This is a genomic window from Mesorhizobium sp. L103C105A0 (assembly GCF_000502215.1).
In the GTDB taxonomy this organism is placed as follows: domain Bacteria; phylum Pseudomonadota; class Alphaproteobacteria; order Rhizobiales; family Rhizobiaceae; genus Mesorhizobium.
In genome coordinates, this window is the sequence record NZ_AYXF01000007.1 from 160051 (window position 1) to 181711 (window position 21661).

Annotated in this window: 22 protein-coding genes and 1 pseudogene; 16 read left to right on the plus strand and 7 right to left on the minus strand. The window is 62.8% G+C overall.

What is annotated here, in order from left to right; genetic code table 11:
* Window positions 1-61 precede the first annotated feature (61 nt).
* The 3 genes from acnA to X727_RS144340 all read left to right on the plus strand — a co-directional run bounded on the left by acnA (window position 62) and on the right by X727_RS144340 (window position 4957).
* On the plus strand, window positions 62-2752 hold the full coding sequence (gene acnA, locus X727_RS144350) for an aconitate hydratase AcnA (protein ID WP_023726027.1): 2691 nt from the start codon (window positions 62-64) through the stop codon (window positions 2750-2752).
* A gap of 455 nt (window positions 2753-3207) precedes the next feature.
* Window positions 3208-3987 (plus strand): thioredoxin family protein, encoded by a 780-nt coding sequence (locus tag X727_RS144345; RefSeq protein WP_023834704.1) that lies wholly within the window; start codon window positions 3208-3210, stop codon window positions 3985-3987.
* Between the two features lie 583 nt (window positions 3988-4570).
* Window positions 4571-4957, plus strand: coding sequence for a DUF2794 domain-containing protein (locus X727_RS144340; protein ID WP_023683844.1), 387 nt, complete (start codon window positions 4571-4573; stop codon window positions 4955-4957).
* A 109-nt stretch (window positions 4958-5066) separates the two neighbouring features.
* On the opposite strand, the gene X727_RS144335 is transcribed toward X727_RS144340, so the two are convergent.
* The 4 genes from X727_RS144335 to X727_RS144320 all read right to left on the minus strand — a co-directional run bounded on the left by X727_RS144335 (window position 5067) and on the right by X727_RS144320 (window position 10005).
* The gene (locus tag X727_RS144335) at window positions 5067-5657 is read right to left on the minus strand and encodes a GNAT family N-acetyltransferase (RefSeq protein ID WP_023834705.1); all 591 of its coding nucleotides are present in this window, start codon (window positions 5655-5657) and stop codon (window positions 5067-5069) included.
* Between the two features lie 117 nt (window positions 5658-5774).
* Entirely contained in the window at window positions 5775-6515 is a 741-nt protein-coding gene (locus tag X727_RS144330) for a Bax inhibitor-1/YccA family protein (RefSeq protein WP_023671726.1), read from the minus strand.
* Window positions 6516-6754: 239 nt separating this feature from the next.
* Window positions 6755-9304 carry an ABC transporter permease gene (locus X727_RS144325; RefSeq protein ID WP_023745432.1) on the minus strand — a complete coding sequence of 850 codons (2550 nt, stop codon included), beginning with the start codon at window positions 9302-9304 and terminating at the stop codon, window positions 6755-6757.
* Entirely contained in the window at window positions 9304-10005 is a 702-nt protein-coding gene (locus X727_RS144320) for an ABC transporter ATP-binding protein (protein WP_023745433.1), read from the minus strand. The genes X727_RS144325 and X727_RS144320 overlap by 1 nt, the downstream gene beginning before the upstream one ends.
* Before the next feature lie 104 nt (window positions 10006-10109).
* Here X727_RS144320 and X727_RS144315 point away from each other — a divergent pair, with 104 nt between their 5' ends.
* From X727_RS144315 to thpR, 3 genes are all read left to right on the plus strand, one after another.
* Complete coding sequence (locus X727_RS144315; protein WP_023745434.1) at window positions 10110-10754, plus strand: arylesterase; 645 nt, start codon at window positions 10110-10112, stop codon at window positions 10752-10754.
* A gap of 84 nt (window positions 10755-10838) precedes the next feature.
* A complete protein-coding gene (locus X727_RS1000000168050; protein ID WP_023834706.1) occupies window positions 10839-10982 on the plus strand; it encodes a hypothetical protein in 144 nt (47 codons plus the stop codon).
* Window positions 10983-11024: 42 nt separating this feature from the next.
* Window positions 11025-11621, plus strand: coding sequence for an RNA 2',3'-cyclic phosphodiesterase (thpR, locus tag X727_RS144310; RefSeq protein ID WP_023683839.1), 597 nt, complete (start codon window positions 11025-11027; stop codon window positions 11619-11621).
* On the opposite strand, the gene X727_RS1000000166785 is transcribed toward thpR, so the two are convergent.
* Window positions 11525-12052, minus strand: a complete 528-nt coding sequence (locus X727_RS1000000166785) for a low molecular weight protein-tyrosine-phosphatase (RefSeq protein WP_081726171.1) — start codon at window positions 12050-12052, stop codon at window positions 11525-11527. The two genes, thpR and X727_RS1000000166785, sit on opposite strands and share 97 nt — an antisense overlap.
* Before the next feature lie 104 nt (window positions 12053-12156).
* Here X727_RS1000000166785 and X727_RS144305 point away from each other — a divergent pair, with 104 nt between their 5' ends.
* The 5 genes and pseudogenes from X727_RS144305 to X727_RS01000000164940 all read left to right on the plus strand — a co-directional run bounded on the left by X727_RS144305 (window position 12157) and on the right by X727_RS01000000164940 (window position 15560).
* Window positions 12157-12453, plus strand: coding sequence for a 4a-hydroxytetrahydrobiopterin dehydratase (locus X727_RS144305; protein ID WP_023745436.1), 297 nt, complete (start codon window positions 12157-12159; stop codon window positions 12451-12453).
* A 119-nt stretch (window positions 12454-12572) separates the two neighbouring features.
* Window positions 12573-12935 (plus strand): YkvA family protein, encoded by a 363-nt coding sequence (locus X727_RS144300; protein WP_023671719.1) that lies wholly within the window; start codon window positions 12573-12575, stop codon window positions 12933-12935.
* A 313-nt stretch (window positions 12936-13248) separates the two neighbouring features.
* Window positions 13249-13752 (plus strand): invasion associated locus B family protein, encoded by a 504-nt coding sequence (locus X727_RS144295; protein WP_023671718.1) that lies wholly within the window; start codon window positions 13249-13251, stop codon window positions 13750-13752.
* A 110-nt stretch (window positions 13753-13862) separates the two neighbouring features.
* The gene (gene rlmN / locus X727_RS144290; RefSeq protein ID WP_023710246.1) at window positions 13863-15095 is read left to right on the plus strand and encodes a 23S rRNA (adenine(2503)-C(2))-methyltransferase RlmN; all 1233 of its coding nucleotides are present in this window, start codon (window positions 13863-13865) and stop codon (window positions 15093-15095) included.
* A pseudogene (locus tag X727_RS01000000164940) lies at window positions 15092-15560 on the plus strand (hypothetical protein). Before rlmN ends, X727_RS01000000164940 begins: the two are co-directional and overlap by 4 nt.
* On the opposite strand, the gene X727_RS144285 reads toward X727_RS01000000164940, so the two are convergent.
* A complete protein-coding gene (locus X727_RS144285) occupies window positions 15532-16173 on the minus strand; it encodes a LysE family translocator (RefSeq protein WP_023671715.1) in 642 nt (213 codons plus the stop codon). The pseudogene X727_RS01000000164940 and the gene X727_RS144285 overlap by 29 nt on opposite strands.
* Window positions 16174-16361: 188 nt before the next feature.
* Between X727_RS144285 and X727_RS144280 the strand changes: the two genes are divergently transcribed.
* The 3 genes from X727_RS144280 (at window position 16362) to X727_RS144270 (ending at window position 18650) form a co-directional block, all read left to right on the plus strand.
* Window positions 16362-17594 (plus strand): argininosuccinate synthase, encoded by a 1233-nt coding sequence (locus X727_RS144280; protein ID WP_023745437.1) that lies wholly within the window; start codon window positions 16362-16364, stop codon window positions 17592-17594.
* A gap of 139 nt (window positions 17595-17733) precedes the next feature.
* Complete coding sequence (locus X727_RS144275; protein ID WP_023834707.1) at window positions 17734-18156, plus strand: hypothetical protein; 423 nt, start codon at window positions 17734-17736, stop codon at window positions 18154-18156.
* A gap of 257 nt (window positions 18157-18413) precedes the next feature.
* Window positions 18414-18650, plus strand: coding sequence for a hypothetical protein (locus X727_RS144270; protein ID WP_155923600.1), 237 nt, complete (start codon window positions 18414-18416; stop codon window positions 18648-18650).
* 100 nt (window positions 18651-18750) lie between these two features.
* On the opposite strand, the gene X727_RS144265 is transcribed toward X727_RS144270, so the two are convergent.
* Complete coding sequence (locus X727_RS144265; protein ID WP_023671711.1) at window positions 18751-19548, minus strand: lytic transglycosylase domain-containing protein; 798 nt, start codon at window positions 19546-19548, stop codon at window positions 18751-18753.
* Between the two features lie 293 nt (window positions 19549-19841).
* Here X727_RS144265 and X727_RS144260 point away from each other — a divergent pair, with 293 nt between their 5' ends.
* Together X727_RS144260 and X727_RS144255 are read left to right on the plus strand one after the other, a co-directional pair.
* Window positions 19842-20939, plus strand: a complete 1098-nt coding sequence (locus tag X727_RS144260) for a putative zinc-binding metallopeptidase (RefSeq protein WP_023671710.1) — start codon at window positions 19842-19844, stop codon at window positions 20937-20939.
* Window positions 20940-21001: 62 nt separating this feature from the next.
* Window positions 21002-21601: a DUF1236 domain-containing protein gene (locus X727_RS144255; RefSeq protein WP_023834708.1), complete on the plus strand. Its 600-nt coding sequence runs from the start codon at window positions 21002-21004 to the stop codon at window positions 21599-21601.
* Window positions 21602-21661: the final 60 nt, after the last annotated feature.

Here is a 21661-nt window from a genome sequence, read left to right on the forward strand (position 1 = left end):
TGATTGCATGCCCATCGGCGTCCGTTCCCTTTCAGGCTGAACAGACAAGGACGGACCGCACGTGTCAAAATCCCTCGACAGTTTCAATTGCCGCCGCACCCTCACCGTGGGTGGCGCGGACTATGTCTATTACAATCTGGTCGAGGCCGAGAAGAACGGCCTCACCGGCATTGCCCAGCTGCCTTATTCGATGAAGGTGCTGCTGGAAAACCTTTTGCGCAATGAAGACGGCCGCTCCGTCACCAAGGACTCTATCCAGGCTGTGGCCGGCTGGCTGACCGACAAGGGCACCGCTGGCGTCGAGATCGCCTATCGCCCGGCGCGTGTCCTGATGCAGGATTTCACCGGCGTCCCGGCGGTGGTCGACCTTGCCGCCATGCGCGACGGCCTCAAGGCGCTCGGCGGGGATCCGCAGAAGATCAATCCGCTGGTGCCGGTCGACCTCGTCATCGACCACTCCGTCATAGTCGACGAATTCGGCACGCCACTGGCCTTTGCCAGGAATGTCGAGCTCGAATATGAGCGCAACGAAGAGCGCTATAAATTCCTGAAATGGGGCCAGCAGGCGTTCCGCAATTTTCGCGTCGTGCCGCCCGGCACCGGCATCTGCCATCAGGTCAACCTCGAATATCTCGGTCAGGTCGTCTGGACCAACACGGAAGACGGCGAAACCACCGCTTATCCCGACACCTGCGTCGGCACCGATTCGCACACCACCATGATCAACGGCCTTGGCGTGCTCGGCTGGGGCGTCGGCGGCATCGAGGCCGAGGCGGCGATGCTCGGCCAGCCGGTTTCCATGCTGTTGCCCGAAGTCATCGGCTTCCGCCTCACCGGCAAACTCAGGGAAGGCATCACCGCCACTGACCTGGTGCTGACCGTCACCCAGATGCTGCGCAAGAAGGGCGTCGTCGGCAAGTTCGTCGAGTTCTTCGGCCCGGGCCTGTCCAACATGACGCTGGCCGACCGCGCCACCATCGGCAACATGGCGCCCGAATATGGCGCCACCTGCGGCTTCTTCCCGGTCGATGGCGAGACCATCCGCTACCTCACAATGTCGGGCCGCGAGGAAAGCCGCATCGCCCTGGTCGAAGCCTATTCCAAGGCGCAAGGCATGTGGCGTGACGCCGGCTCGGCCGACCCTGTCTTCACCGACCTGCTCGAACTCGAGCTCGACAGCGTCGTGCCGTCGATGGCAGGTCCCAAGCGTCCCGAAGGCCGCGTTCCGCTCGAAGGCATTCCGGCCGGCTTCGCCAAGGCGATGGAGACCGAGTACAAGAAGGCTGCCGAAATCCACAAGCGCTATGCCGTCGAAGGCACCGACCATGATCTCGGCCATGGCGATGTCGTGATTGCCGCCATCACGTCCTGCACCAACACCTCCAACCCGAGCGTGCTGATCGGCGCCGGCCTCTTGGCGCGCAACGCCAACCGGCTCGGCCTCAAGCAGAAGCCGTGGGTGAAGACCTCGCTGGCGCCGGGCAGCCAGGTGGTCGCCGAATATCTGGAAAAGTCCGGCCTGCAGAAGGAGCTCGACCAGATCGGCTTCAACCTGGTTGGTTTCGGCTGCACCACCTGCATCGGCAATTCCGGCCCGCTGCCGGCGCCGATCTCCAAGACCATCAACGATAAGGGCCTGATCGCCGCCGCAGTGCTCTCCGGCAACCGCAACTTCGAAGGCCGTGTTTCACCTGACGTGCAGGCGAACTATCTGGCGTCGCCGCCGCTGGTGGTAGCCCATGCTTTGGCCGGCACCGTCACCAAGGACCTGACCACCGAGCCACTCGGCGAAGGCCGTGACGGCAAGCCGGTCTATCTCAGGGATATCTGGCCGAGTTCGGCCGAGATCCAGGAGTTCATCGAGAAGAACGTCACACGTGAGCTATTCGCCCGCAAATATGCCGACGTCTTCAAGGGCGACGAATACTGGCAGAACGTCAAGGCGCCGGAAGGCCAGACCTATGCCTGGGACGACAACTCGACCTATGTGCAGAACCCGCCCTATTTCGCCGGCATGACCTCCGGTTTCGGCAAGATCGGCGACATCAAGGGCGCGCGCGTGCTCGGCCTGTTCGGCGACAAGATCACCACCGATCACATCTCACCGGCGGGTTCGATCAAGGCCGCTTCCCCGGCCGGCAAATACCTCACCGACCATGGCGTCGGCGTTGCCGACTTCAACCAGTACGGCACAAGGCGCGGCAACCATGAGGTGATGATGCGCGGCACCTTCGCCAACATCCGCATCCGCAACCACATGCTGGGCGAGAACGGCCGCGAGGGCGGCTACACCATCCACTACCCGTCGAAGGAAGAGGAATCGATCTACGACGCGGCGATGAGATACAAAAAGGAAGGCGTGCCGCTGGTCATCTTCGCCGGCGTCGAATACGGCAACGGCTCCTCGCGCGACTGGGCAGCTAAAGGAACGAATCTCCTCGGTGTCCGTGCCGTCATCGCCCAGTCCTTCGAGCGCATCCATCGCTCCAACCTAGTCGGCATGGGCGTCATCCCCTTCGTCTTCGAGGAAGGCACCTCATGGGCCTCGCTCAACCTCAAGGGTGACGAGCTGGTCGAGATCGACGGCATAAGCACCATCAAGCCACGCCAGACGATGATCGCCAAGGTGACCTATGGCGACGGCACCGTGAAGAACGTGCCGATCATCTGCCGCATCGATACGCTGGACGAACTCGACTACTTCAAGAATGGCGGCATTTTGCAATACGTGCTGCGCGATCTGGCCGCGTAGCGGCCAGGGCTTAGGCAGTAGGGATTGGGCGGTAGCGGGGAACGACATCCCCTACTCCCTACTCCCTACTCCCTACTCCCTACTCCCTACTCCCTACTCCCTACTCCCTACTCCCTACTCCCTACTCCCTACTCCCTACTCCCTACTCCCTACTCCCTACTCCCTACTCCCTACTCCCTACTCCCAGTCTTTCCAAAGCATTGCCCGACCCGATCGAAGCCCCGCCCTGTACGACAGGAGTAAAAACCGGCTGGGCTCAGCAAGATCTGCCCCACGCTCCTGATGCCATGCTCCCGATCGAACCGGGCGGTGAAGTGCTCCCCCTGTGATGGCCATACCCATGGTTGCGGCAGCAAAAATTTCACCGCAACGTGACTTCCCGTTGACTGTCGCTTCTGCCACAAATCTGGGCAACCAGAACAAGGCCGGCGTCACCGGCGGGAATCGGAACGATCATGGCACCTCGACACCCTCTCCGGCTTGCGGCTTTTGCGCTGGCCTTCTCGGCGCTTGCCGGGACCGGGTTCGCCGAGGAATCGGGAACGACCCAGACCGACAAACCGCAGATTGACAGGCCCTTGGGCGTGGTCGAGCTGTTCACCAGCCAGGGCTGCAATTCCTGCCCGCCGGCGGACGCTTTCTTTGCCGAGCTGGCGGCCAAGGACAACGTCGTCGCGCTCGCCTACCACGTCAATTACTGGGACTATCTCGGCTGGCAGGACACGCTGAGCAGCAAGGACAATACCGACCGGCAATATGACTATATGCGCGCCTTCGGCACCCGCTCCGTCTACACGCCGCAAGCCGTCATCAATGGTCGCAGCCATGTCAACGGCGCCAGCCGCAAGGAGGTCGACGGCGCGCTTGCCCGCATGGAGAAATCCGGTGAAGGCATGCGGGTCAGCGTCAAGGTCAGCCGCACCAGCGATCGCGTCATGATCGATGCCGGCGACGCCGGTAGCGGCCCCAGCGACGCCCATGTCGTCATCGTCTATTTCGAACCACCGCAGACGGTGACCGTCGCCAAGGGCGAGAACACCGGCCGCAGCATGACCTACTGGAACGCCGTCACCGGCATCCAGACCGCCGGCATGTGGCACGGCAAGGCGCAGCGCTACGAATTGCCGATGACCGAGATCGCCAAGAAAGGCGGCTGCGCCGTGCTGCTGCAATCGGTCGGCAAGGACGGCCTGCCAGGGCCTATTCTGGGCGCGGCGTTTATTCACAAGCCTTAAGAGGCCCCCTCATCCGGCCGCTCTCGGCCACCTTCTCCCCGAGGGGAGAAGGGGCTGAATCAGCGCTGGCGCGAACTCCTCTCCGCTCGGGGGAGGTCGGATTGGCCCGAATTGCTGTTGCAATTCGGCTGGCAATCCGGGTGAGGGGATGCGCCCGCAAACTGGGCACCGCAGCCTCCGGCAAATTCTTCAAGCAGCCAAAAACAAAAAAACCGACGTCAGCTTGCTTCTGACGTCGGTCATTTAGGTTTTGGGATCGTCGCACCCGGTCTCTCCCTGAGGAAAGTCCGAGGTTGGTTCGATCCGACGCAGACCCGTGGGCGGGGGGCTTGGGGTTTACGAGCCGGTGCCGGACCGAACCGTCTCAGGCAACGCCGGTAAATTCGTCGGACATTGGGGCATGAGCGCGGATAAAAAAAGGCGGAAATGTGGCGAGGCATCACCAATTCAAACACCGCGTTTTATAAAAGTGACTGGACGTTGCGAAAACAGCGCGGTCCCGGGATGGTTAGCCGGGCCTTGCAATTCCACGGCGAACACGCCAACTTCTGCAAGCGAGATTCATTTTCAAAGGGATCGCGGGATGACCGATCGCAGCGGTGGGACGGAGGATGGGGACGCATCCGCAATATTGATCCCGCTGCACGAGGCGCGACGCGAACGCCTCGACCAGCCGGTCCGTTTCGACCGGCGTGAACTCGACGAGATCCTGAGGCTGTACGGACGCATGGTCGCCGCCAACGAATGGCGCGACTATGCCATCGATCATCTGTCTGATCGGGCTGTGTTTTCAGTCTTCCGCCGGGCCAGCGAAGTGCCGCTGTTCCAGATCGTCAAGGATCCGAAACTGGCGCGCCGGCAAGGCGCCTTCGCCGTCATCGCCGCCGGCGGCCGAATCCTCAAGCGCGGCCAGGAACTCGGTCGCGTGCTCAACGTCTTCGATGCTAAGCTGAAGATTGTCCAGGCCTAATTGAAAATTGGGGAATTGAAGAGCTGAAGAATTGAAAAAAGAGGATGTAACGGTCGAAATACCGCGGGTTTGTTCTCAGCTATTCGGATCCTCAATTCTTCAGTTCTCTTCAGTTCTCCTCAATTCCCCTCCTCAGGCTCTCACGAAACTTCCGCTCCGGCAGCGAATGCGGATCGGGCGGAACCGTTACGCCGCCATTCAGCGACAGCTGCATGAACACCGTGTCAAGCCAGCGCCCATGCTTGTAGCCGGAGCCTTCCAGGCGACCGGAATGGCGAAAGCCGAGCTTTTCATGCAGCCGCACCGAGGCGCTGTCTGCATGGCCGTCGCCGATCACCGCGACGATCTGGCGAAAGCCCGCCATACGGCAGGCTTCAATCAGCGCCTGCATCAGCAGCAGCCCGACGCCCTGGCCCTTCGCATCAGGCGCGACATAGACGGAATCCTCTACGATGAAGCGGTAGGCCGGGCGCGGCCGGAACGCGCCGGCATAGGCGTAGCCGAGCAGCGCGCCATCTCGTTCCGCCACCAGATAGGGAAAGCCCCCCGCCGTCAGGCTGTCGAAGCGCCCACCCATCTCAGTGCGGCTGGGCGGCTCCAGCTCATAGCTCGCGGTGCCATGCGTCACGGCATCGCCGTAGATCTCGGTGATTCGGCCGAGGTCGCCTTCCAAGGCCGCGCGGATGCAAATAGTGCTCATGATTTATGCAGACGATTCATCTGCCTCCATGACAGCAAAGGCCGGCACAAAAGAAAAGGGCGGCCGTTGGCCGCCCTCTTGATATCAGCTGGTCCAGTTGCCTGATGGGAAGACCGCCTAGCGGCGATCGCCCATGAACTGCAGCAGGAACATGAACAGGTTGATGAAGTCGAGATATAGCCTCAACGCGCCCATGATCGCCTTGCGGCCGGCAACGTCGGCCTGATCGCCTTCGTAGTACATTTCCTTGATGGTCTGCGTGTCATAGGCGGTGAGCCCGGCGAAGATCAGCACGCCGATCGCCGAGATGGCGAAGCCGAGCGCCGACGATTGCAGGAAGATGTTGATCAGCATGGCGATCACCAGGCCGACCACGCCCATGACCAGGAACGAGCCGAACGCCGAAAGGTCGCGCTTGGTCGTGTAGCCGTAGAGCGACAGCGCGCCGAAGGCGGCCGCCGTGGCAAAGAAGGTCTGAGTGATCGAGGCGCCGGTGTAGACCAGGAAGATGGTCGACAGCGACAGGCCGACCAGGCCCGAATAGACCCAGAAGGTGGTTTGCGCCGCGGCCACGCTCATCGACTGGATCCTGAACGACAGGAAGAAGACGGCGGCGAGCGGAGCCAGGATGACCACCCAGCGGAAGGCGCTGGCATAGATCAGCGTGCCGAAAGCGGTCAGCTGTCCGTCGCCGGTGACGGCGAGCTGGAAAGCGCCCCAGGCGGCGACGCCGGTGATGAGGAGGCCAAGCCCCATCAAATTGTAGACCTTGAGCATGTAAGTGCGCAGGCCTTGGTCGATGTCGGCGCGCGCGCCCGGCACGGCCGAAGTCTGGTAGTTGCGAATGGGCTCAGCCATTGGAATCCTCTGTTGCTTCTGCCCCGTACGGTGTCAGGCCCTTTCGGACCTGGGCGCCGCTGGCGGGGCTCCAGCATGCCTGTGGCGAAATATGATGGTTCTTGACGTCAAGAACAAGACCGTAACGGGCTGCAACGCTTGGTGAATCTCCGGAAGCCGGTTTTCTTGGGCTTCCATGACTGCACATTACCAAGATTTAATCGGAAACGGCAGATTCGGCCAACCTTGCCGTTTTGGGCCTAGAGGTCGCGCAGCACCGGCGCCGCCTTGTGCCCGAGCACCCGCCAGGTGCCGGCAAGGCCGATGCCGACCGTGATCACCAGCGCAAACACCAAGGTCGCCACTGCCACCTCCGGCATGAAATGCGACGGCAACGTCATGATGCGGGCAACGATGTACCAGGCGGCGATGCCGCCGGCAGCCAACGCAAACACCGCGGTGGCCAGGCCGATCAGCATGTATTCCAGCGAAAACGCCGCGATCAGCGTGCGCCTCGTGGCGCCCAACGTCTTCAGCACCACGGCATCGTGGATGCGGGCGCGATTTCCCGCGGCGAGCGCGCCGGCCAGCACCAGAACCGAAGCGATCATCGCCACGCCGGCCGCGGCCCGGATCGCCGTGCCGAGCTGGCCGACCAGCCGGTTGACGACGTCGAGCGCGTCCTTGACCCGAACTGTCGTCACCGCCGGGAAGGCGCGGGTGACGGCGTTGAGCAGGCGGGCATCCTCTGCTGCCGTGGCATCCTTTTCGGTCAGCGTCGCCAGCCAGCCATGCGGGGCGCCGGCAAAGGTGCTGGGCGAGAACACCATGACGAAATTGATGCCCATCGTCTCCCATTGCACCTCTCGGAAATTGGCGATCCTGGCCGCTACATTGCGTCCGAGCACATTGACGGTGACGGTATCGCCGAGCTTCAGGCCGAGCGCCTTGCCTTCATCGTTGGAGAACGAGACCAGCGGTTCGCCGCTGTAGTTCTCCGGCCACCAGCTGCCCTCGGTCAATGTCGCATTGGCCGGCTGTTTGGCGTCGTAGGTCAGGCCGCGATCGCCGCGCAGCACCCATGCGCCTTCCGATGGCACATTGGCCTTGTCGACACTAACGCCGTTCAGCGCCATCACCCGGCCGCGCAGCATCGGCACCTTGACCAGCGTTCCCTTCGGCGCCTCTTTGCCGATCAGTGTCGAGAAGGCATCGACCTCGCTATTCTGGATGTCGACGAAGAAGAAATTCGGCGCCCGTTCCGGCAGACTGCCGGAGATCTGCTGCCTGAGATTGCCGTCGATCAGCGCCAGCGTCACCAAAAGCGTCAGCCCGAGGCCCAGCGACAGCACGACGGACGGCGTCAGCGCGCCGGGCCGGTGGATGTTGCCGATGGCGAGCCTGAGCGCGACCGAGCGCACACGCGGGCTTTTGCGCGCCACCCACTGCACCAGCGCACCGACCAGGCGCAACACCAGAAAGGCAAAGACCGTCGCGCCGACGAAGATCAAGGCGATGCGCCGGTCGCCGGAAAACAGGATGGCGAGCGCCGCCAAAGCGAGCGCGATGCCGACCGCCGTGGCAAGATAGGGCAGGCGTGGAAAGCCGCGGCCCTCGAACCCCATTTCGCGAAACAAAGCGGTCGCCGGCACATCGCGGGCGCGGCCGAGCGGCAACAGCGCGAAGGCAAGCGTCACCAGCAGCCCGAACAGCGCGGCAAGAGCCAGCGCACCGGGATAGAAGCCGCCTTTAGCCGGCACCGGAATGACCGACTGGAGCGCAGCGCTGGCAGCAAACGGCATGGCGGCGCCGAGGATGAGGCCAAGCGCGATGCCGAGGCCGGCGATCATCAGGATCTGCACGAGATAGACGGTGAAGACGAAGCCGCCCGAGGCGCCAAGGCTCTTGAAGGTGGCGATGACGCCGCGCTTGCCGTCGAGATAGGCGCGCACCGCATTGGCAACGCCGACGCCACCGACGACCAGCGCCGTCAGCCCGACCAGCGTCAGGAATTGCGAGAAGCGCTCGATGTTGGCCGACAGCGCCGGCGCCGCATTGGAACGCGTGCGGATCGACCAGCCGGCTTCAGGGAAATCGCTCGCCGCCCGATCCTGGATGGTCTTGAGATCGGCCTCGCCGGCGCCGGCCGGCAGCCGAACCTTGTAGGCATTCTCGACCAGGCTGCCTGGCTGGATCAGCCCAGAGGCGGCAAGCCCCGCGGTCGAGACCATCAGCCGCGGCGCGAAGCCGAAACCGTCCGACACCGCATCCGGTTCGCTCACCAGCCTGGCCCGCAATTCGAATGTCGCGCTGCCGACCTTCAGCCGGTCACCGATCTTCACATTCAGCCGGTCGAACAACAGGTCGGGCGCGGCGGCGCCAAAGACGCCTGATTTCTCGCCGAACAAATCCTTTCTGCCAAGCCGCGGCGCGGTCTCGATCGCGCCATAGAGCGGATAGGCGTCGTCGACGGCCTTGGCCTCGACCAGCGCCTGGTCGGAGCCGTCATCCAGCCGCGCCATCGAGCGCATATTGGCGCTGTGCGACACAGTGCCGAGGCGGTCGAGGAAGGTGCTTTCGGCTGGCGTCGCATCGCGCTGGTTAAGCTGGAAGCGCAAGTCGCCGCCAAGCAGCGTCTGGCCCTGGTCGGCAACGCCTGCGGTGATCGCCTGCGCCACCGAATTGACCCCGCCGATTGCAGCGACGCCGAGCGCAATGCAGGCAAGGAAGATCAGGAAACCCGACAACCCGCCGCGCATCTCGCGCAGCGAGAAGCGGAACGCGAGCTTCAGCGTCTGCGACAGTGGCATCAGGCCGGCACCTTGACCTGCGCTACCGGCGCATCCTCGATGCGGCCCGAGCGCATCGACACCTGGCGCGAGCAGCGCGCCGCAAGGGCCGGATCGTGCGTGACCAGCACCAGGGTCATGCCGCGCTCGGCCGCCTTGGCGAACAAAAGGTCGGCAACCTGCCGCCCCGTCGCCTGGTCGAGATTGCCGGTCGGCTCGTCGGCGATGAGAATGCGCGGCGACGGCGCCAGCGCGCGGGCGATCGCCACGCGCTGCTGTTCGCCGCCGGACAGCTCGCCCGGATAGTGGGTGACGCGGTCGCTCAAGCCCACCGCTGCCAGCTCGCGCGCCGCGACACCGAACGGATCGGCATGGCCGGCCAGTTCCAGCGGCACCGCGACATTTTCGAGCGCCGTCATGTTGGGAATGAGATGGAACGACTGGAAGACGATGCCGATGTTTCGGCCCCGAAACGATGCGACCTCGTCCTCACTTTTGCCGTTCAGCAATTCGCCGGCGATCCGCACCGTCCCCGAATCGACCTGCTCCAGCCCGGCAAGCACCATCAGCAAGGTCGACTTGCCGGAACCCGAAGGGCCGACAATGCCGGTCGCCTCGCCGCGCGTCACGTCAAGGCTGACGCCTTTCAGCACATGCACGGACGAAGCCCCTTGGCCCAGGGTCAGGGATATGTCTTTCAGCGCGATGACGGCTTCTGTCACAATTAAAGCGTCCTATATCAGGATGAAGGCTCTGCTTGCCGGAAGCCGCCGCCGGAAGAATTCCTCGGGTATATGGGGCCTGCCACATGTCTTTCAAACGCAAGATGTCTTTCAAACGCTTGAATGCCGCAGGGCTCGTCCTTTTCGTCACCCTTTGCGGCGCCATTTCGTCCGTGCGCGCCGAGACGTTCACCATCGTCGGCTTCGGCGACAGCCTGATGGCCGGTTTCGGCCTCGGGCCTGGCGATGGCTTTACCGACAAATTGCAAGCTGCGCTGCGCGCCAAAGGCCATGACGTCACCGTAGCCAACGCCGGCGTTTCAGGCGACACCTCGAGCGGCGGCTTGGCACGGCTTGACTGGTCGGTACCGGATGGGACAAGGCTGGTTATCCTCGAACTCGGCGCCAACGACATGCTGCGCGGCGTCTCGCCCAGCATCACGGAAAAGAACCTGGACGACATGCTGGCGAAGCTGAAAGCGCGCAAGATCGCGGTGCTTTTGGCCGGCATGCGCGCCGCTCCCAATCTCGGCGCCGACTACCAGAACGCCTTCGATGCGATCTATCCAAAGCTTGCCGCGAAATACGATGTGCCGCTCTATCCGTTTTTTCTCGATGGCGTCGCCGGGCAGTCCGGCCTGCAGTTGGAGGATGGCCTGCATCCCAATCCGAAGGGCGTCGCAGCGATGGTCGAGCGCATCCTGCCCGCCGTGGAGAAGGCGATTGCGGCAGTTCAGGGTGGCGGTTGAACGCCGGCGTGACGAGAATAACACGCGGCGATCATTTTGACCGGTGTGGCCAAAAAGGACATATAGCCTCCAAAGGAGGGTCATATGGCCATTATCATCAAGAGAGAGGACGCTGTTCGCCTCGCGCGAACTTTGAAACAAAAGACCGGGCTGCAGAAGGCCCCGGGTCGCCTGTTCGTAAAAATGCCTGCAACCAACAAACCACTTGCCCCGTTTGACTATCGATGATTCGCTAGGGGCACAGTTCGATTCGAGGAAGGGAGGCTCACCATGCCGCGTCTTTTCACCGCCCTCGAAATACCGCGTGACGCCGCTCTTTCGCTGTCCCTGCTCAGGGGCGGCCTGCCCGGAGCCCGCTGGATCGATGTCGAAAACTACCATCTGACGCTGCGCTTCATCGGCGACGTCGAAGGCCATGTCGCCGACGAAATCGCCAACGCACTCGACCGGGTGCACCGCCCATCCTTCTCGCTCACCCTGTCCGGAGTTGGCGCTTTCGGCCAGAAGAAGCCGCACGCCGTCTGGGCCGGCGTCTTCGCCTCGCCCGACCTTTCGGCGCTGCAAGGCGAAATCGACCGCATCTGCCAGCGGCTCGGCCTGCCCGCCGACCCGCGCAAGTTCACCCCGCATGTTACGCTGGCACGCTTGCGCAATTCGAGCCCGCTCGACGTCGCCCAGTACCTGTCGGCGCGCGGCAATTTTTCGACGCTGCCGTTTCGCGTCGGCCGCTTCGTGCTGATGTCGTCGCGCGATTCGGTCGGCGGCGGTCCCTACATTGTCGAGGAGGCGTGGCCGCTCTCCGGCGTCGACGCCCGCGCCACCAACCTCGTCGCCAGCGCCTCCGACGCTTCGCGGATCATGCGGTAGACCGAAGCGAACGCTTCGGCCCCGTCATAATAGGGATCCGGCACGTCGCGGGTTTTGCCCTGCGCAAACTCTGCCAAGAGATGAATACGTTCGCGCGCACCGGCCGGCGCCAACGCCTTGAGGTCGCGGACATTCTGCCGGTCCATGCCGAGGATCAGGTCGAAGCGCGAAAAATCCTCCGGCCTAACCTTGCGTGCCCGCTGCCCTGATATGTCGATGCCGTGGCGGGCCGCAATCGCGATCGAGCGCGGGTCGGGCGCTTCGCCGAGGTTCCAGCCGCCGGTCGCCGCAGAGTCCAGCACGATATCGTCCAGCACCATGTCGCGGCCGCGTTCCGCCAGCACGGCGCGAAACACGCCTTCGGCCAGGGGTGAGCGGCAGATGTTGCCGAGGCAGACGAAGAGTATGGAATTTATCGGCTTTACGCTCATTCGATATGCGCCGTTCGTGCATTTGGAAGCCCAAAACGCAAAGGACTTTTGGGCGACTTGCATTATGGTGAGGGTCAATAACTGGGATAGCACGGGAAATCATCATGACGAGAGAGAAACTCAGCAAGGACGCCATCGCCGCCGCACTGGCCGAACTGCCCGGCTGGTCGCAGGCAGCCGATGGCGCCTCCATCAAGCGCAGCTTCGACTTCAAGAATTTTTCCGAAGCCTTCGCCTTCATGACCCGCGTCGCGCTGGCCGCCGAGAAGATGGACCATCATCCCGACTGGTCGAACGTCTACAAGACTGTCGACGTGACGCTCAACACCCATGATGCCGGTGGTGTCACTGCGCTCGACATCGCGCTGGCCAAGAAGATGAATGGGTATGCTGGCGGCTGAACGCTGGGGCGGCAACGCCAAATCGGCGCCATCCTCTTGCAGTGGACCGGGACTTTCACCACATTTTCCGTGGCGGCCGCGCGCAACGCGTAGCGCGACGGCCGGCAAGGAGAGGATTGATGGCGCAGCAGCCCGGTTTTGATTTCTTCGGCTTCGGCAGCAAGCTCGGCGACGAGAGTGAAGTGCGCGCCAAATTCTGGCGCACGGCCAAGAAGGCCGCCCGGCAGATTCCGTTCATGGAAGAGGTCGTCGCCGGCTATTATTGCGCGCTCGACAGGAAGACGCCTTTGCGTGCCAAGGGCATATTGCTGGCAGCGCTTGGCTATTTCGTGCTGCCGGTCGACGTCATACCCGATTTCGTCTTCGGCCTCGGCTTCACCGACGACATCGCCGTGCTGACCGCCGCGATCTCCACGGTAAGCGCCCATATCACCCCTGCGCACCGCAAGGCCGCCAAGGAGGCGATCGCCGACAAGAGCTGAATCGGCGTCGCGTTGGCAACTTGGTTCAGAAGAAATCCTCCGCTCAAACAGGACGATAGCGGCTGGGCTTCGGGTTCCGCTGCGGCCGTTGGAAAAGTCAAACTCTTGCCGCTTTCGTGGCCTCCAAGTCGCCGCAGGGACATTGCGAAGCCGTTTTTTCAAGAAGCGGCGCGGAAATGGCGGTGGTTTCCATGGGTGAATGTCCTTTTCCGAGGGAAATTCACCGTTTGGTAACCCAGATTAAATCAAAATGAAGCGACGGGCAGGACGCCAAGCCGGCCTGCCCCGCACCATTTGGAATACGGGAAAAGCGATGCGCGGATTGATTGCACTAGTCTCGAGCCTGGTCCTGGTGGCTTTTGCCGCGCCGGCGCTGGCGCAGCAGGCGACCAAGATCGGCCAGCACAATGCCTGGGGCACCTACAGCTACCAGGCGCAGGGCGGCAAGGTCTGCTATGTGCTCACCGTGCCGACCGACAAGCAGCCGCCGACGCTCGATCACGGCGACATGTTCTTCTTCGTCAGCCAGCGGCCGGGCCAGCAAGTGTCCTACGAGCCGCAATTCATCGCCGGCTACACATTCCAGGAAGGCTCCAAGGCCACCGTCACCATCGACAAGAAGACGTTCTCGATGTTCACCCGCGGCAAGTCGGCCTGGGTCGAGAACGCCGCCGAAGAGCCGGTGCTGATCGCCGCCATGAAGACCGGCACCGACATGAAGGTCTCGGCGAAGTCTGGCCGCGGCAATCCGACGACCTATGTGTTTTCGCTGAAAGGCATCTCGGCCGCGCTGACGTCGATCGCCAAGTGCAAGTAGGCTAGCGCGGTTCCCGCCGCATGACTCTCGCCGCAACCTGTGCTATGCGCCGCGCTTCTTTTCGGCACGATGGATGAAATCGGCCGCAATTCGCTTATATTGGCGCTGATATGACCCTTTCCTTCGATCTCACCACTGAGGGCGCACGCGACGCGTTGCGCGCTCGCGCCACGCCCGAGAAGCCGTCGCTGATCGGCCTGACCCGGGCCGAGCTCGGTGAAGCCCTTGTCAGTGCCGGCATCGTGCCCGAGCGCCAGGCGAAAATGCGCGCCCAGCAGCTCTGGCACTGGATGTATGTGCGCGGCGTCTCCGATTTTGCCGGCATGTTCAACATCTCCAAGGATCTGCGCGCCGAACTCGACAAGCATTTTACCGTCGCCCGGCCCGAAATCGTCGAGGAGCAGATTTCCTCCGACGGCACGCGCAAGTGGCTGTTCCGCTTTCCGCCGCGCGGTGCCGGCCGTCCCGTCGAGATCGAGACCGTCTACATCCCCGAAGAAGGCCGCGGCACGCTCTGCATCTCCTCGCAGGTCGGCTGCACGCTGACCTGTTCGTTCTGCCACACCGGCACGCAGAAGCTGGTGCGCAATTTGACGGCGGAAGAGATCCTGGCGCAATTGCTCACCGCCCGCGACCGGCTCGGCGATTTCCCCGACCGCGACACACCCGACGGCGCCATCGTCCCTGCCGAGGGCAGAAAAGTCTCCAACGTCGTCATGATGGGCATGGGCGAGCCGCTCTACAATTTCGAGGCGGTGAAGAAGGCGCTGCTGATTGCCTCCGACGGCGACGGACTGTCGCTGTCGAAGCGCCGCATTACGCTCTCGACCTCCGGCGTGGTGCCCGAGATCTTCCGCACCGGCGAGGAGATAGGGGTCATGCTGGCGATCTCGCTGCACGCCACCAATGACGATCTGCGCGACCTGCTTGTGCCGATCAACAAGAAGTATCCGCTGAAGGAACTGATCGAGGCCTGCCGCGCCTATCCCGGCCTGTCCAACGCCAAGCGCATCACCTTCGAATATGTGATGCTGAAGGACGTCAACGATTCCATCGAGGACGCCAAGGGGCTGATCAAGCTGCTCAAAGGCATTCCGGCCAAGATCAATCTGATCCCGTTCAACCCGTGGCCGGGCACCAACTATCAGTGCTCGGACTGGGAGACGATCGAGAAGTTTGCCGACTACATCAACAATGCCGGCTATGCCTCGCCGATCCGCACGCCGCGCGGCCGCGACATCCTGGCCGCCTGCGGGCAGCTCAAATCCGACTCCGAACGCATGCGCAAGGTCGACCGCCTGGCGCTGGAAGCCATGATGATTGCGGGGCATGGCGAGGCGTGAGCCGCCTCTTCGCCTATATCCTCCGTTTCGCTGTCATCCTGTTCGGCTATGTCGTCGCCTCATTGGCGGCGAGCGCCTTTCTCAACGTGCTGTTCCTGGCTTCCGTCGGTTATATGCCGGACGATGCGCACCCAGCGGCGGCCGCGGCGCTGTATTTTTCGATCCCGTTCGTGGCGCTGTTTGTCGCCTATTTCGCTTTCATACCGGCGGTGGTCGCAATCCTGATCTCCGAGGTCCTCAGCCGCCGCGACTGGCTGTTCTATGCACTCGCGGGCGGCTTGGTGGCCGCGGCCTTCCTCGGCTTCGTCCACCAGAACGTGGATTTCGACGTCACCGAACCGCGCGCCATCGCCGCGGTGATCGGCTGCGGCATGGTCGGCGGGCATCTTCTACTGGCTAAGCGCCGGCCGCTGGGCCGGAAGCTGGTGGCAGGCCGCTACTTCGCCTGAGCGGTCAGGATCTTGAGCGCGAAGGCCGAAAACACACCGGCAAAGAGATAGTCGACGACCCGCGTTACGCGCGGGCTGGCCTTCATCGCCGCCGAAAACCTTTCCGCGGCAAACACCATCGGCGCCGTCACAGGGATCGACAGCACGATGAACATGAGGCCGAGGGAGAACAGTTTTCCCGGCGCGTTCGGATCGTGAGCCGAGACGAACTGCGGCAGAAACGTCATGAAGAACAGGATGATCTTCGGGTTGAGCAAATTGACGCCGAGTCCGGCGGCCCAGCTGCGGAACAGCGAAATCTGCGGGCCATTCTTCTTCTGCGGTGAAAACGCCGAGCCCTTGGTCATCGCCTGCCAGGCCAGGAACACCAGATAGACGGCGCCGAAGATTTTCAGCACCAGGAAGGCCATCGGCGAGGCGACGATCAGCGCCGAGATGCCGACCGCCACCAAAGTTGTATGGATCAGCGTTCCGAACAGAGCACCCGCCAGCGAGGCAAAGCCGGCGGCGCGGCCCTGGCTCAGTGTTCGCGAGACGAACAGCGTCATATCCGGCCCCGGCGTGATCGCCAGGATCATGGTGGCGATGGCGAACTGGATCAGTGTTGTGGTGTCGGGAATGAAGGACATCGGTGGCCCCTGGCGAATGATCGTCGGTCTATAACGCAGCCTCCCCGCTCACGCCAGCAACTGACTGGCGTCGCATCTGGTCCAGCGGCTGCGGCGGCCGGCGCCCGTTCATCCCTTGCGCTGGCCGGAAATGCCGTGATACCTCGCCCGCGAAACTCACGCGCGGAACCGCCAAAATGTCCCCAGCAATGCCCAAGACAAAAGACGTCAAGAAGGTCGTGCTCGCCTATTCCGGCGGTCTCGACACCTCCATCATCCTGAAATGGCTGCAGACCGAGCTCGGCGCCGAAGTCGTCACCTTCACCGCCGATCTCGGCCAGGGTGGCGAGCTGGAGCCGGCGCGCCAGAAGGCTGAGATGATGGGCATCAAGGATATCCGCGTCGTCGATGTGCGCGAGGAATTCGTCTCGGATTTCGTCTTCCCGATGTTTCGCGCCAACGCCGTCTATGAAGGCACCTACCTGCTCGGCACCTCGATCGCCCGCCCGTTGATTTCCAAGCACCTGGTCGAGATCGCCCAGGAGGTCGGCGCCGATGCCATTGCGCACGGCGCCACCGGCAAGGGCAACGACCAGGTGCGTTTCGAGCTGTCGGCCTATGCGCTGAATCCCGACATCAAGGTCATCGCGCCGTGGCGCGACTGGTCGTTCAAGTCGCGCACCGACCTGATCAACTTCGCCGAGCAGCACCAGATCCCGGTGGCCAAGGACAAGCGGGGGGAGGCGCCGTTCTCGGTCGACGCCAACCTTCTGCACTCCTCTTCCGAGGGCAAGGTGCTGGAAGACCCGTGGAGCGAGCCGCCGGAATTCGTCCATCAGCGCACCGTCTCGCCGATGGAGGCGCCGGACAAGGTCACCGAGATCGAGATCGAATTTTTGAAGGGCGATCCGATTGCACTGAACGGCAAGAAGCTGTCGCCGGCCGCCATTCTGACGGCGCTTAACGATCTTGGCCGCGACAATGGCATCGGCCGGCTCGATCTGGTCGAGAACCGCTTCGTCGGCATGAAATCGCGCGGCGTCTACGAGACCCCCGGCGGCACCATCCTGATCGTCGCCCACCGCGCCATCGAATCGATCACGCTCGACCGCGGCGCCGGCCACCTCAAGGACGAGTTCATGCCGCGCTACGCCGAGCTGATCTACAACGGCTTCTGGTTCTCGCCCGAGCGGCTGATGCTCCAGGCGATGATCGACAAGAGCCAGGAAGACGTCGAAGGCACGGTGCGCCTGAAACTCTACAAGGGCAATGTCATGGTCACCGGCCGCAAATCCAAGAAGACGCTCTATTCCGACGCGCTGGTCACCTTCGAGGATGACCGCGGCGCCTACGACCAGAAGGACGCCGCCGGCTTCATCCGCCTCAATGCGCTGCGGCTGAGGACGCTGGCGGCAAGGAGCCGCAAGGGTGAACCAAACTAGTGTTCCAGGAAAACCCGGCGGTCACGCAGGGTTCTTATTTGATACCTCTAATATAAGAGGCCAAGCTGGCTGACATGGTTTCCGTTTGACCTTTTAAAAGCCTCATCTAAATTCCTTCGCGGGACGAGGGATTCCGATCGTGAAAAACGCCATTTTTCTCATGCTTGCGGCGGCCATCGTCTTTACCGGATGCCAGTCCTCGCAGGCGGCCGCGAAACGCGAGCAGGACGGGTGCATCTCCGCAGTCCATTTGTGGAGCATCACGTTCAAGCACGAAATCGCCTCTTTCATGGGCGTCTCGCAGGAGCGCATGCCGGCCCTGTTCTGCCAGCGTATCACCGAAGGCGTACGCAGCGGGGGGATCAGCTACTCCGATTTGAACAGAGTGCAGCTAGACCTGCCGACCGAGATATGGCTGGTCATCAAGGGCAAGTCAAAGGCGGCTGCCAGGGCCGCGCCGGTGCTGCGCAACTCCAAATTCCGGAGCTGCAAAGGTACTGAAGGCGCCTTCGAGGTTCCTATTTCCCAGAAGTGCCCGTTGAGCGGCTACGCACATTATTGAGAGCCCAGTCGCTCAGCCGGCATTTGCGCCAACGATCGAGCAATTCGAGAAAGAGCATGCCCGACTTCGTCCGTAACTGCGTAAAAACAAAGAAATAGAGCGGCGGCAAAGAACTCAGTGCTTTTCCTGCTTGATCTTTTCGGGCCCTTATCTAGCCTCCTCACAATCGATGGGGGCAGCTGACAATGAAGCCGTGGTTTGTGGCCCTGCCTGCAATGGTCGTCATGCTGGCCGGTTGCCAGACTGGGCAGGAGCAAGTGAGACAGGATCCCGAGGCGGCATTCGATCGCTGCGTCAGCAAGGTGGCCATATCGAATATATCGGCCAAACACGAGATCGCCGCTTTCATGGGCGTTTCCCTGGAGCGCATGCCGCCACTGCTGTGCCGCCGCCTTGTCGATGCCATGAAGACCGGCCGGCTGACCTTCTCCGACATAAACCGCCTCCAGTTCGACCAGTCCACGGACATCTGGAAGGTCATAAAAGGCGGGTAGCCGCTCGGCTGCTGAACGGTTTGAACGCCAAAAGCTCCAGTCCTTGCAGAAAAGCCCGGCGCATGGCCGGGCTTTCCGTTCTTCGATCTGGATATTTCTATCAGCCGCCGTCGATCGCGTCGGCGATCTGGGCGATGGCCTGCTGGTAGACGCTGGCGGAATTCCAGCCGGCGATGGCCCCCATATTCGCACTCGCGCTCGCACCCGCCCGCCAGCCATGAGCCTTGAGGAAGTTGGCCGTCGAAGCCAAGGCCGTTGCCTTGTCGCGCAGATTTCCGTTGCCGACGCCATACTTCAGGACATTGCCGGGCAGGAACTGCGTATGGCCGATCTCGCCATGCGCAGCGCCGACCGACGAGGCGCTCAGCGCGCCGCGATCGACCAGCTTCAGCGCCGCAATGGCATGCGGGTAAAAGAAGCCCGGGCGACGGCAATCATAGGCAAGCGTCAGAATGGCGGAGACCGTGTTCTGGTTGCCCAGGGAGGCTCCGAAGCCGGTTTCCATGCCCCAGATGGCCAGCAACACGCCCGGCGACACGCCGTAATTGCTCTCGATCCTGTCGAACATCGCCGCATTCGACTTCTTCAGCGCACGGCCCCTGGAAATGATCGCAGCTCCGCCACGGCGCTTCATGAAGGCGTCCACCGAACCGCTGAAAGCCTTGTGGATGGCGCGGTCGACGGAGATTGTCTTTGTCGCGTAGCTGGCACCGGCCAGAGCAGCCAGACCCTTCCCGCCGACACCTTCGGACCTGGCCTGCGCGGCAAAGTCCTGCTTCCACGCCTCGAAGCCCGCGCCGGTCTTGCCGCAGCTGGCCGCCGCCTGCGCGCCCGTCGCCAGCGCAAGTACCGCGACCACCGCGGCAGCAATAATCTTTCCCTTGGCAAGCAATGCCATGCTTTTTCTCCTGATTGCCTGAATCACGTCCCGGTTGCGAACTTGCCAGCGAAACGCGCCATTGTCACCGTACCCCCGGCGCTACCCTGGCCAATGCAGCGGAATTTGCTTACGATCAAGTGCTTATTGTGGCCGAAACGCCCGGTGCCGGGCAGGCGAATTCGCTGCTCGGGTAAAAAGAGGTGACGGGGGCATGGAACGGCGGCCCGTGGCGGGCGTTTGGGCGAGGCGCCGCTCCGCACCATATTCCTCCTCTGACGCCATACGCCAACGCCTGACGCATCGAGATCGACATGAAACTGTTCGACTGCCCGCATTGCGGCCATCGCCTCTACTTCGAGAATGCGCAGTGCCTGAATTGCGGGAGTCTCGTGCTTTACGATCCCGAGCATGCGCGCTTTGCCTTGTCTGACGTCGACGGCATCTTCCACTGCACCAATGCGGATGAATGCGCCTGCAACTGGATGGCCGAACCGGGTCATACCTACTGCCGCGCCTGCGTGCTGAACCAGCTGATCCCCGACCTCTCCGTCGACGGCAACCGCCGCCGCTGGATTCGCGTCGAGGCGGCCAAGAAGCGCGCCGTCTATTCGCTGCTCGCCTTCGGCCTTCCGGTCGTGCCCAAGCACAAGCACGGCGACGAAATCGGCCTCGCCTTCGACTTCATTGCCGATCCGATCGGCGGCGGTCCCGGCGGCGAACGCATCCTTACCGGCCACGACAACGGCCTGATCACGCTCAACGTCGCCGAGGCGGACTCGGCCGAGCGCGAGCGGCGTCGCGTCGAGATGGGCGAAAATTACCGCACGCTGCTCGGTCATTTCCGTCATGAGCTTGGCCATTACTACTGGGACCGGCTGATCCGCGACGAGCCGCAACGGCTCGATGCCTTCCGGGCGCTGTTCGGCGACGAACGCCCCGACTACGAGCAGGCGCTGAAGGCCTATTACGCCAATGGCGCTGCGCCCGACTGGCAGCAGAACCACATCTCCGCCTATGCGACGTCGCATCCATGGGAAGACTGGGCCGAGACCTGGGCGCACCACCTCCACATCACCGACACGCTGGAGATGGTGCACGCGCTGAATTTTCCACTCGGCCAGCTTGAGACGATGGAGACCAATGTGCTGCCGCAAGGCGACACCGGCGGCCGGTTGCAGGCGGCGCCCGCGGAACCTGACGCCGTGCCCGAGCCGTTCGAAAAGATTCTCGCCCGCTGGCTGGTACTCTCGGAAGCCTCCAACTCGATCAACCGCTGCATGGGCCTGCCCGACCTTTATCCCTTCGTCATTTCGGACGTGACGGCGCAGAAACTCAGCTTCGTGCATGAGCTTTTGACCGGTTTGCCGAAAGAAACCGGAACAAATCGTGAGCTGGCGTCGGTATTTTAGCCGGAACGCATGCGTTCTGGTTTCGTTTGGTGTCGCGAGGGACCATGAAAGGGAGAGAAACCATGAGACGCATATTGTTTCCGGCCGTCGCCGGGGCGCTTGTCGCGATGTCGGGTGCGGCACTTGCCGATACCGCCGTCTCGGCCGTCACCGATCTTAATGTGCGCGCCGGCCCCGGCCCGCAATATCCTGTGATCGGCGTGCTCGCCGCCGGCCAGTCGGCGACGCTCAATGGCTGCATCGAAAACAGCAAATGGTGCACCATTGCCGAAGCCGGAGGCCAGGGCTGGGTCTATTCCGACTATGTCACGGCCGATTTCGGCGGCAACCGGGTCGTTCTGACACGCCGCCCCGCCAACGCCGCCATCACCGTGGTTACACCGCCGCAGGATGATTATCCCGATACCTATACCGGTGCGATTCTGTCCGACGACGGCCCCGTCGACGCCATCGACAGGCCACCGGCGGTAGTCGGCACCTATGTCAGCACGCACCGGCTCGATCCTGTCTATCTCGAGGGCGAGGTGGTGACCGGTGCCACCTTGCCCGACACGGTCGAACTGCGCGAAATCCCCGACTACCGCTACCGCTACGTCTATGTGAATGGCCAGCAGGCGCTGGTCGACCCGCAGACACGGCGCATCATGTACGTCGTGCGCTGATTTTGCCTGGAAAGAATGACAAGTGAACTCGTGCCGCCCTCCTGCCGAGGCTGAGGGCGG

Coding starts and splice junctions, on each gene's coding strand:
- X727_RS144345 (WP_023834704.1), top strand. CDS start 3,208: ATGGCACCTCGACACCCTCTCCGGCTTGCGGCTTTTGCGCTGGCCTTC.
- X727_RS144340 (WP_023683844.1), top strand. CDS start 4,571: ATGACCGATCGCAGCGGTGGGACGGAGGATGGGGACGCATCCGCAATA.
- X727_RS144335 (WP_023834705.1), bottom strand. CDS start 5,657: ATGAGCACTATTTGCATCCGCGCGGCCTTGGAAGGCGACCTCGGCCGA.
- X727_RS144330 (WP_023671726.1), bottom strand. CDS start 6,515: ATGGCTGAGCCCATTCGCAACTACCAGACTTCGGCCGTGCCGGGCGCG.
- X727_RS144325 (WP_023745432.1), bottom strand. CDS start 9,304: ATGCCACTGTCGCAGACGCTGAAGCTCGCGTTCCGCTTCTCGCTGCGC.
- X727_RS144315 (WP_023745434.1), top strand. CDS start 10,110: ATGTCTTTCAAACGCTTGAATGCCGCAGGGCTCGTCCTTTTCGTCACC.
- X727_RS1000000168050 (WP_023834706.1), top strand. CDS start 10,839: ATGGCCATTATCATCAAGAGAGAGGACGCTGTTCGCCTCGCGCGAACT.
- thpR (WP_023683839.1), top strand. CDS start 11,025: ATGCCGCGTCTTTTCACCGCCCTCGAAATACCGCGTGACGCCGCTCTT.
- X727_RS1000000166785 (WP_081726171.1), bottom strand. CDS start 12,052: ATGAGCGTAAAGCCGATAAATTCCATACTCTTCGTCTGCCTCGGCAAC.
- X727_RS144305 (WP_023745436.1), top strand. CDS start 12,157: ATGACGAGAGAGAAACTCAGCAAGGACGCCATCGCCGCCGCACTGGCC.
- X727_RS144300 (WP_023671719.1), top strand. CDS start 12,573: ATGGCGCAGCAGCCCGGTTTTGATTTCTTCGGCTTCGGCAGCAAGCTC.
- X727_RS144295 (WP_023671718.1), top strand. CDS start 13,249: ATGCGCGGATTGATTGCACTAGTCTCGAGCCTGGTCCTGGTGGCTTTT.
- rlmN (WP_023710246.1), top strand. CDS start 13,863: ATGACCCTTTCCTTCGATCTCACCACTGAGGGCGCACGCGACGCGTTG.
- X727_RS144285 (WP_023671715.1), bottom strand. CDS start 16,173: ATGTCCTTCATTCCCGACACCACAACACTGATCCAGTTCGCCATCGCC.
- X727_RS144280 (WP_023745437.1), top strand. CDS start 16,362: ATGCCCAAGACAAAAGACGTCAAGAAGGTCGTGCTCGCCTATTCCGGC.
- X727_RS144265 (WP_023671711.1), bottom strand. CDS start 19,548: ATGGCATTGCTTGCCAAGGGAAAGATTATTGCTGCCGCGGTGGTCGCG.
- X727_RS144260 (WP_023671710.1), top strand. CDS start 19,842: ATGAAACTGTTCGACTGCCCGCATTGCGGCCATCGCCTCTACTTCGAG.
- X727_RS144255 (WP_023834708.1), top strand. CDS start 21,002: ATGAGACGCATATTGTTTCCGGCCGTCGCCGGGGCGCTTGTCGCGATG.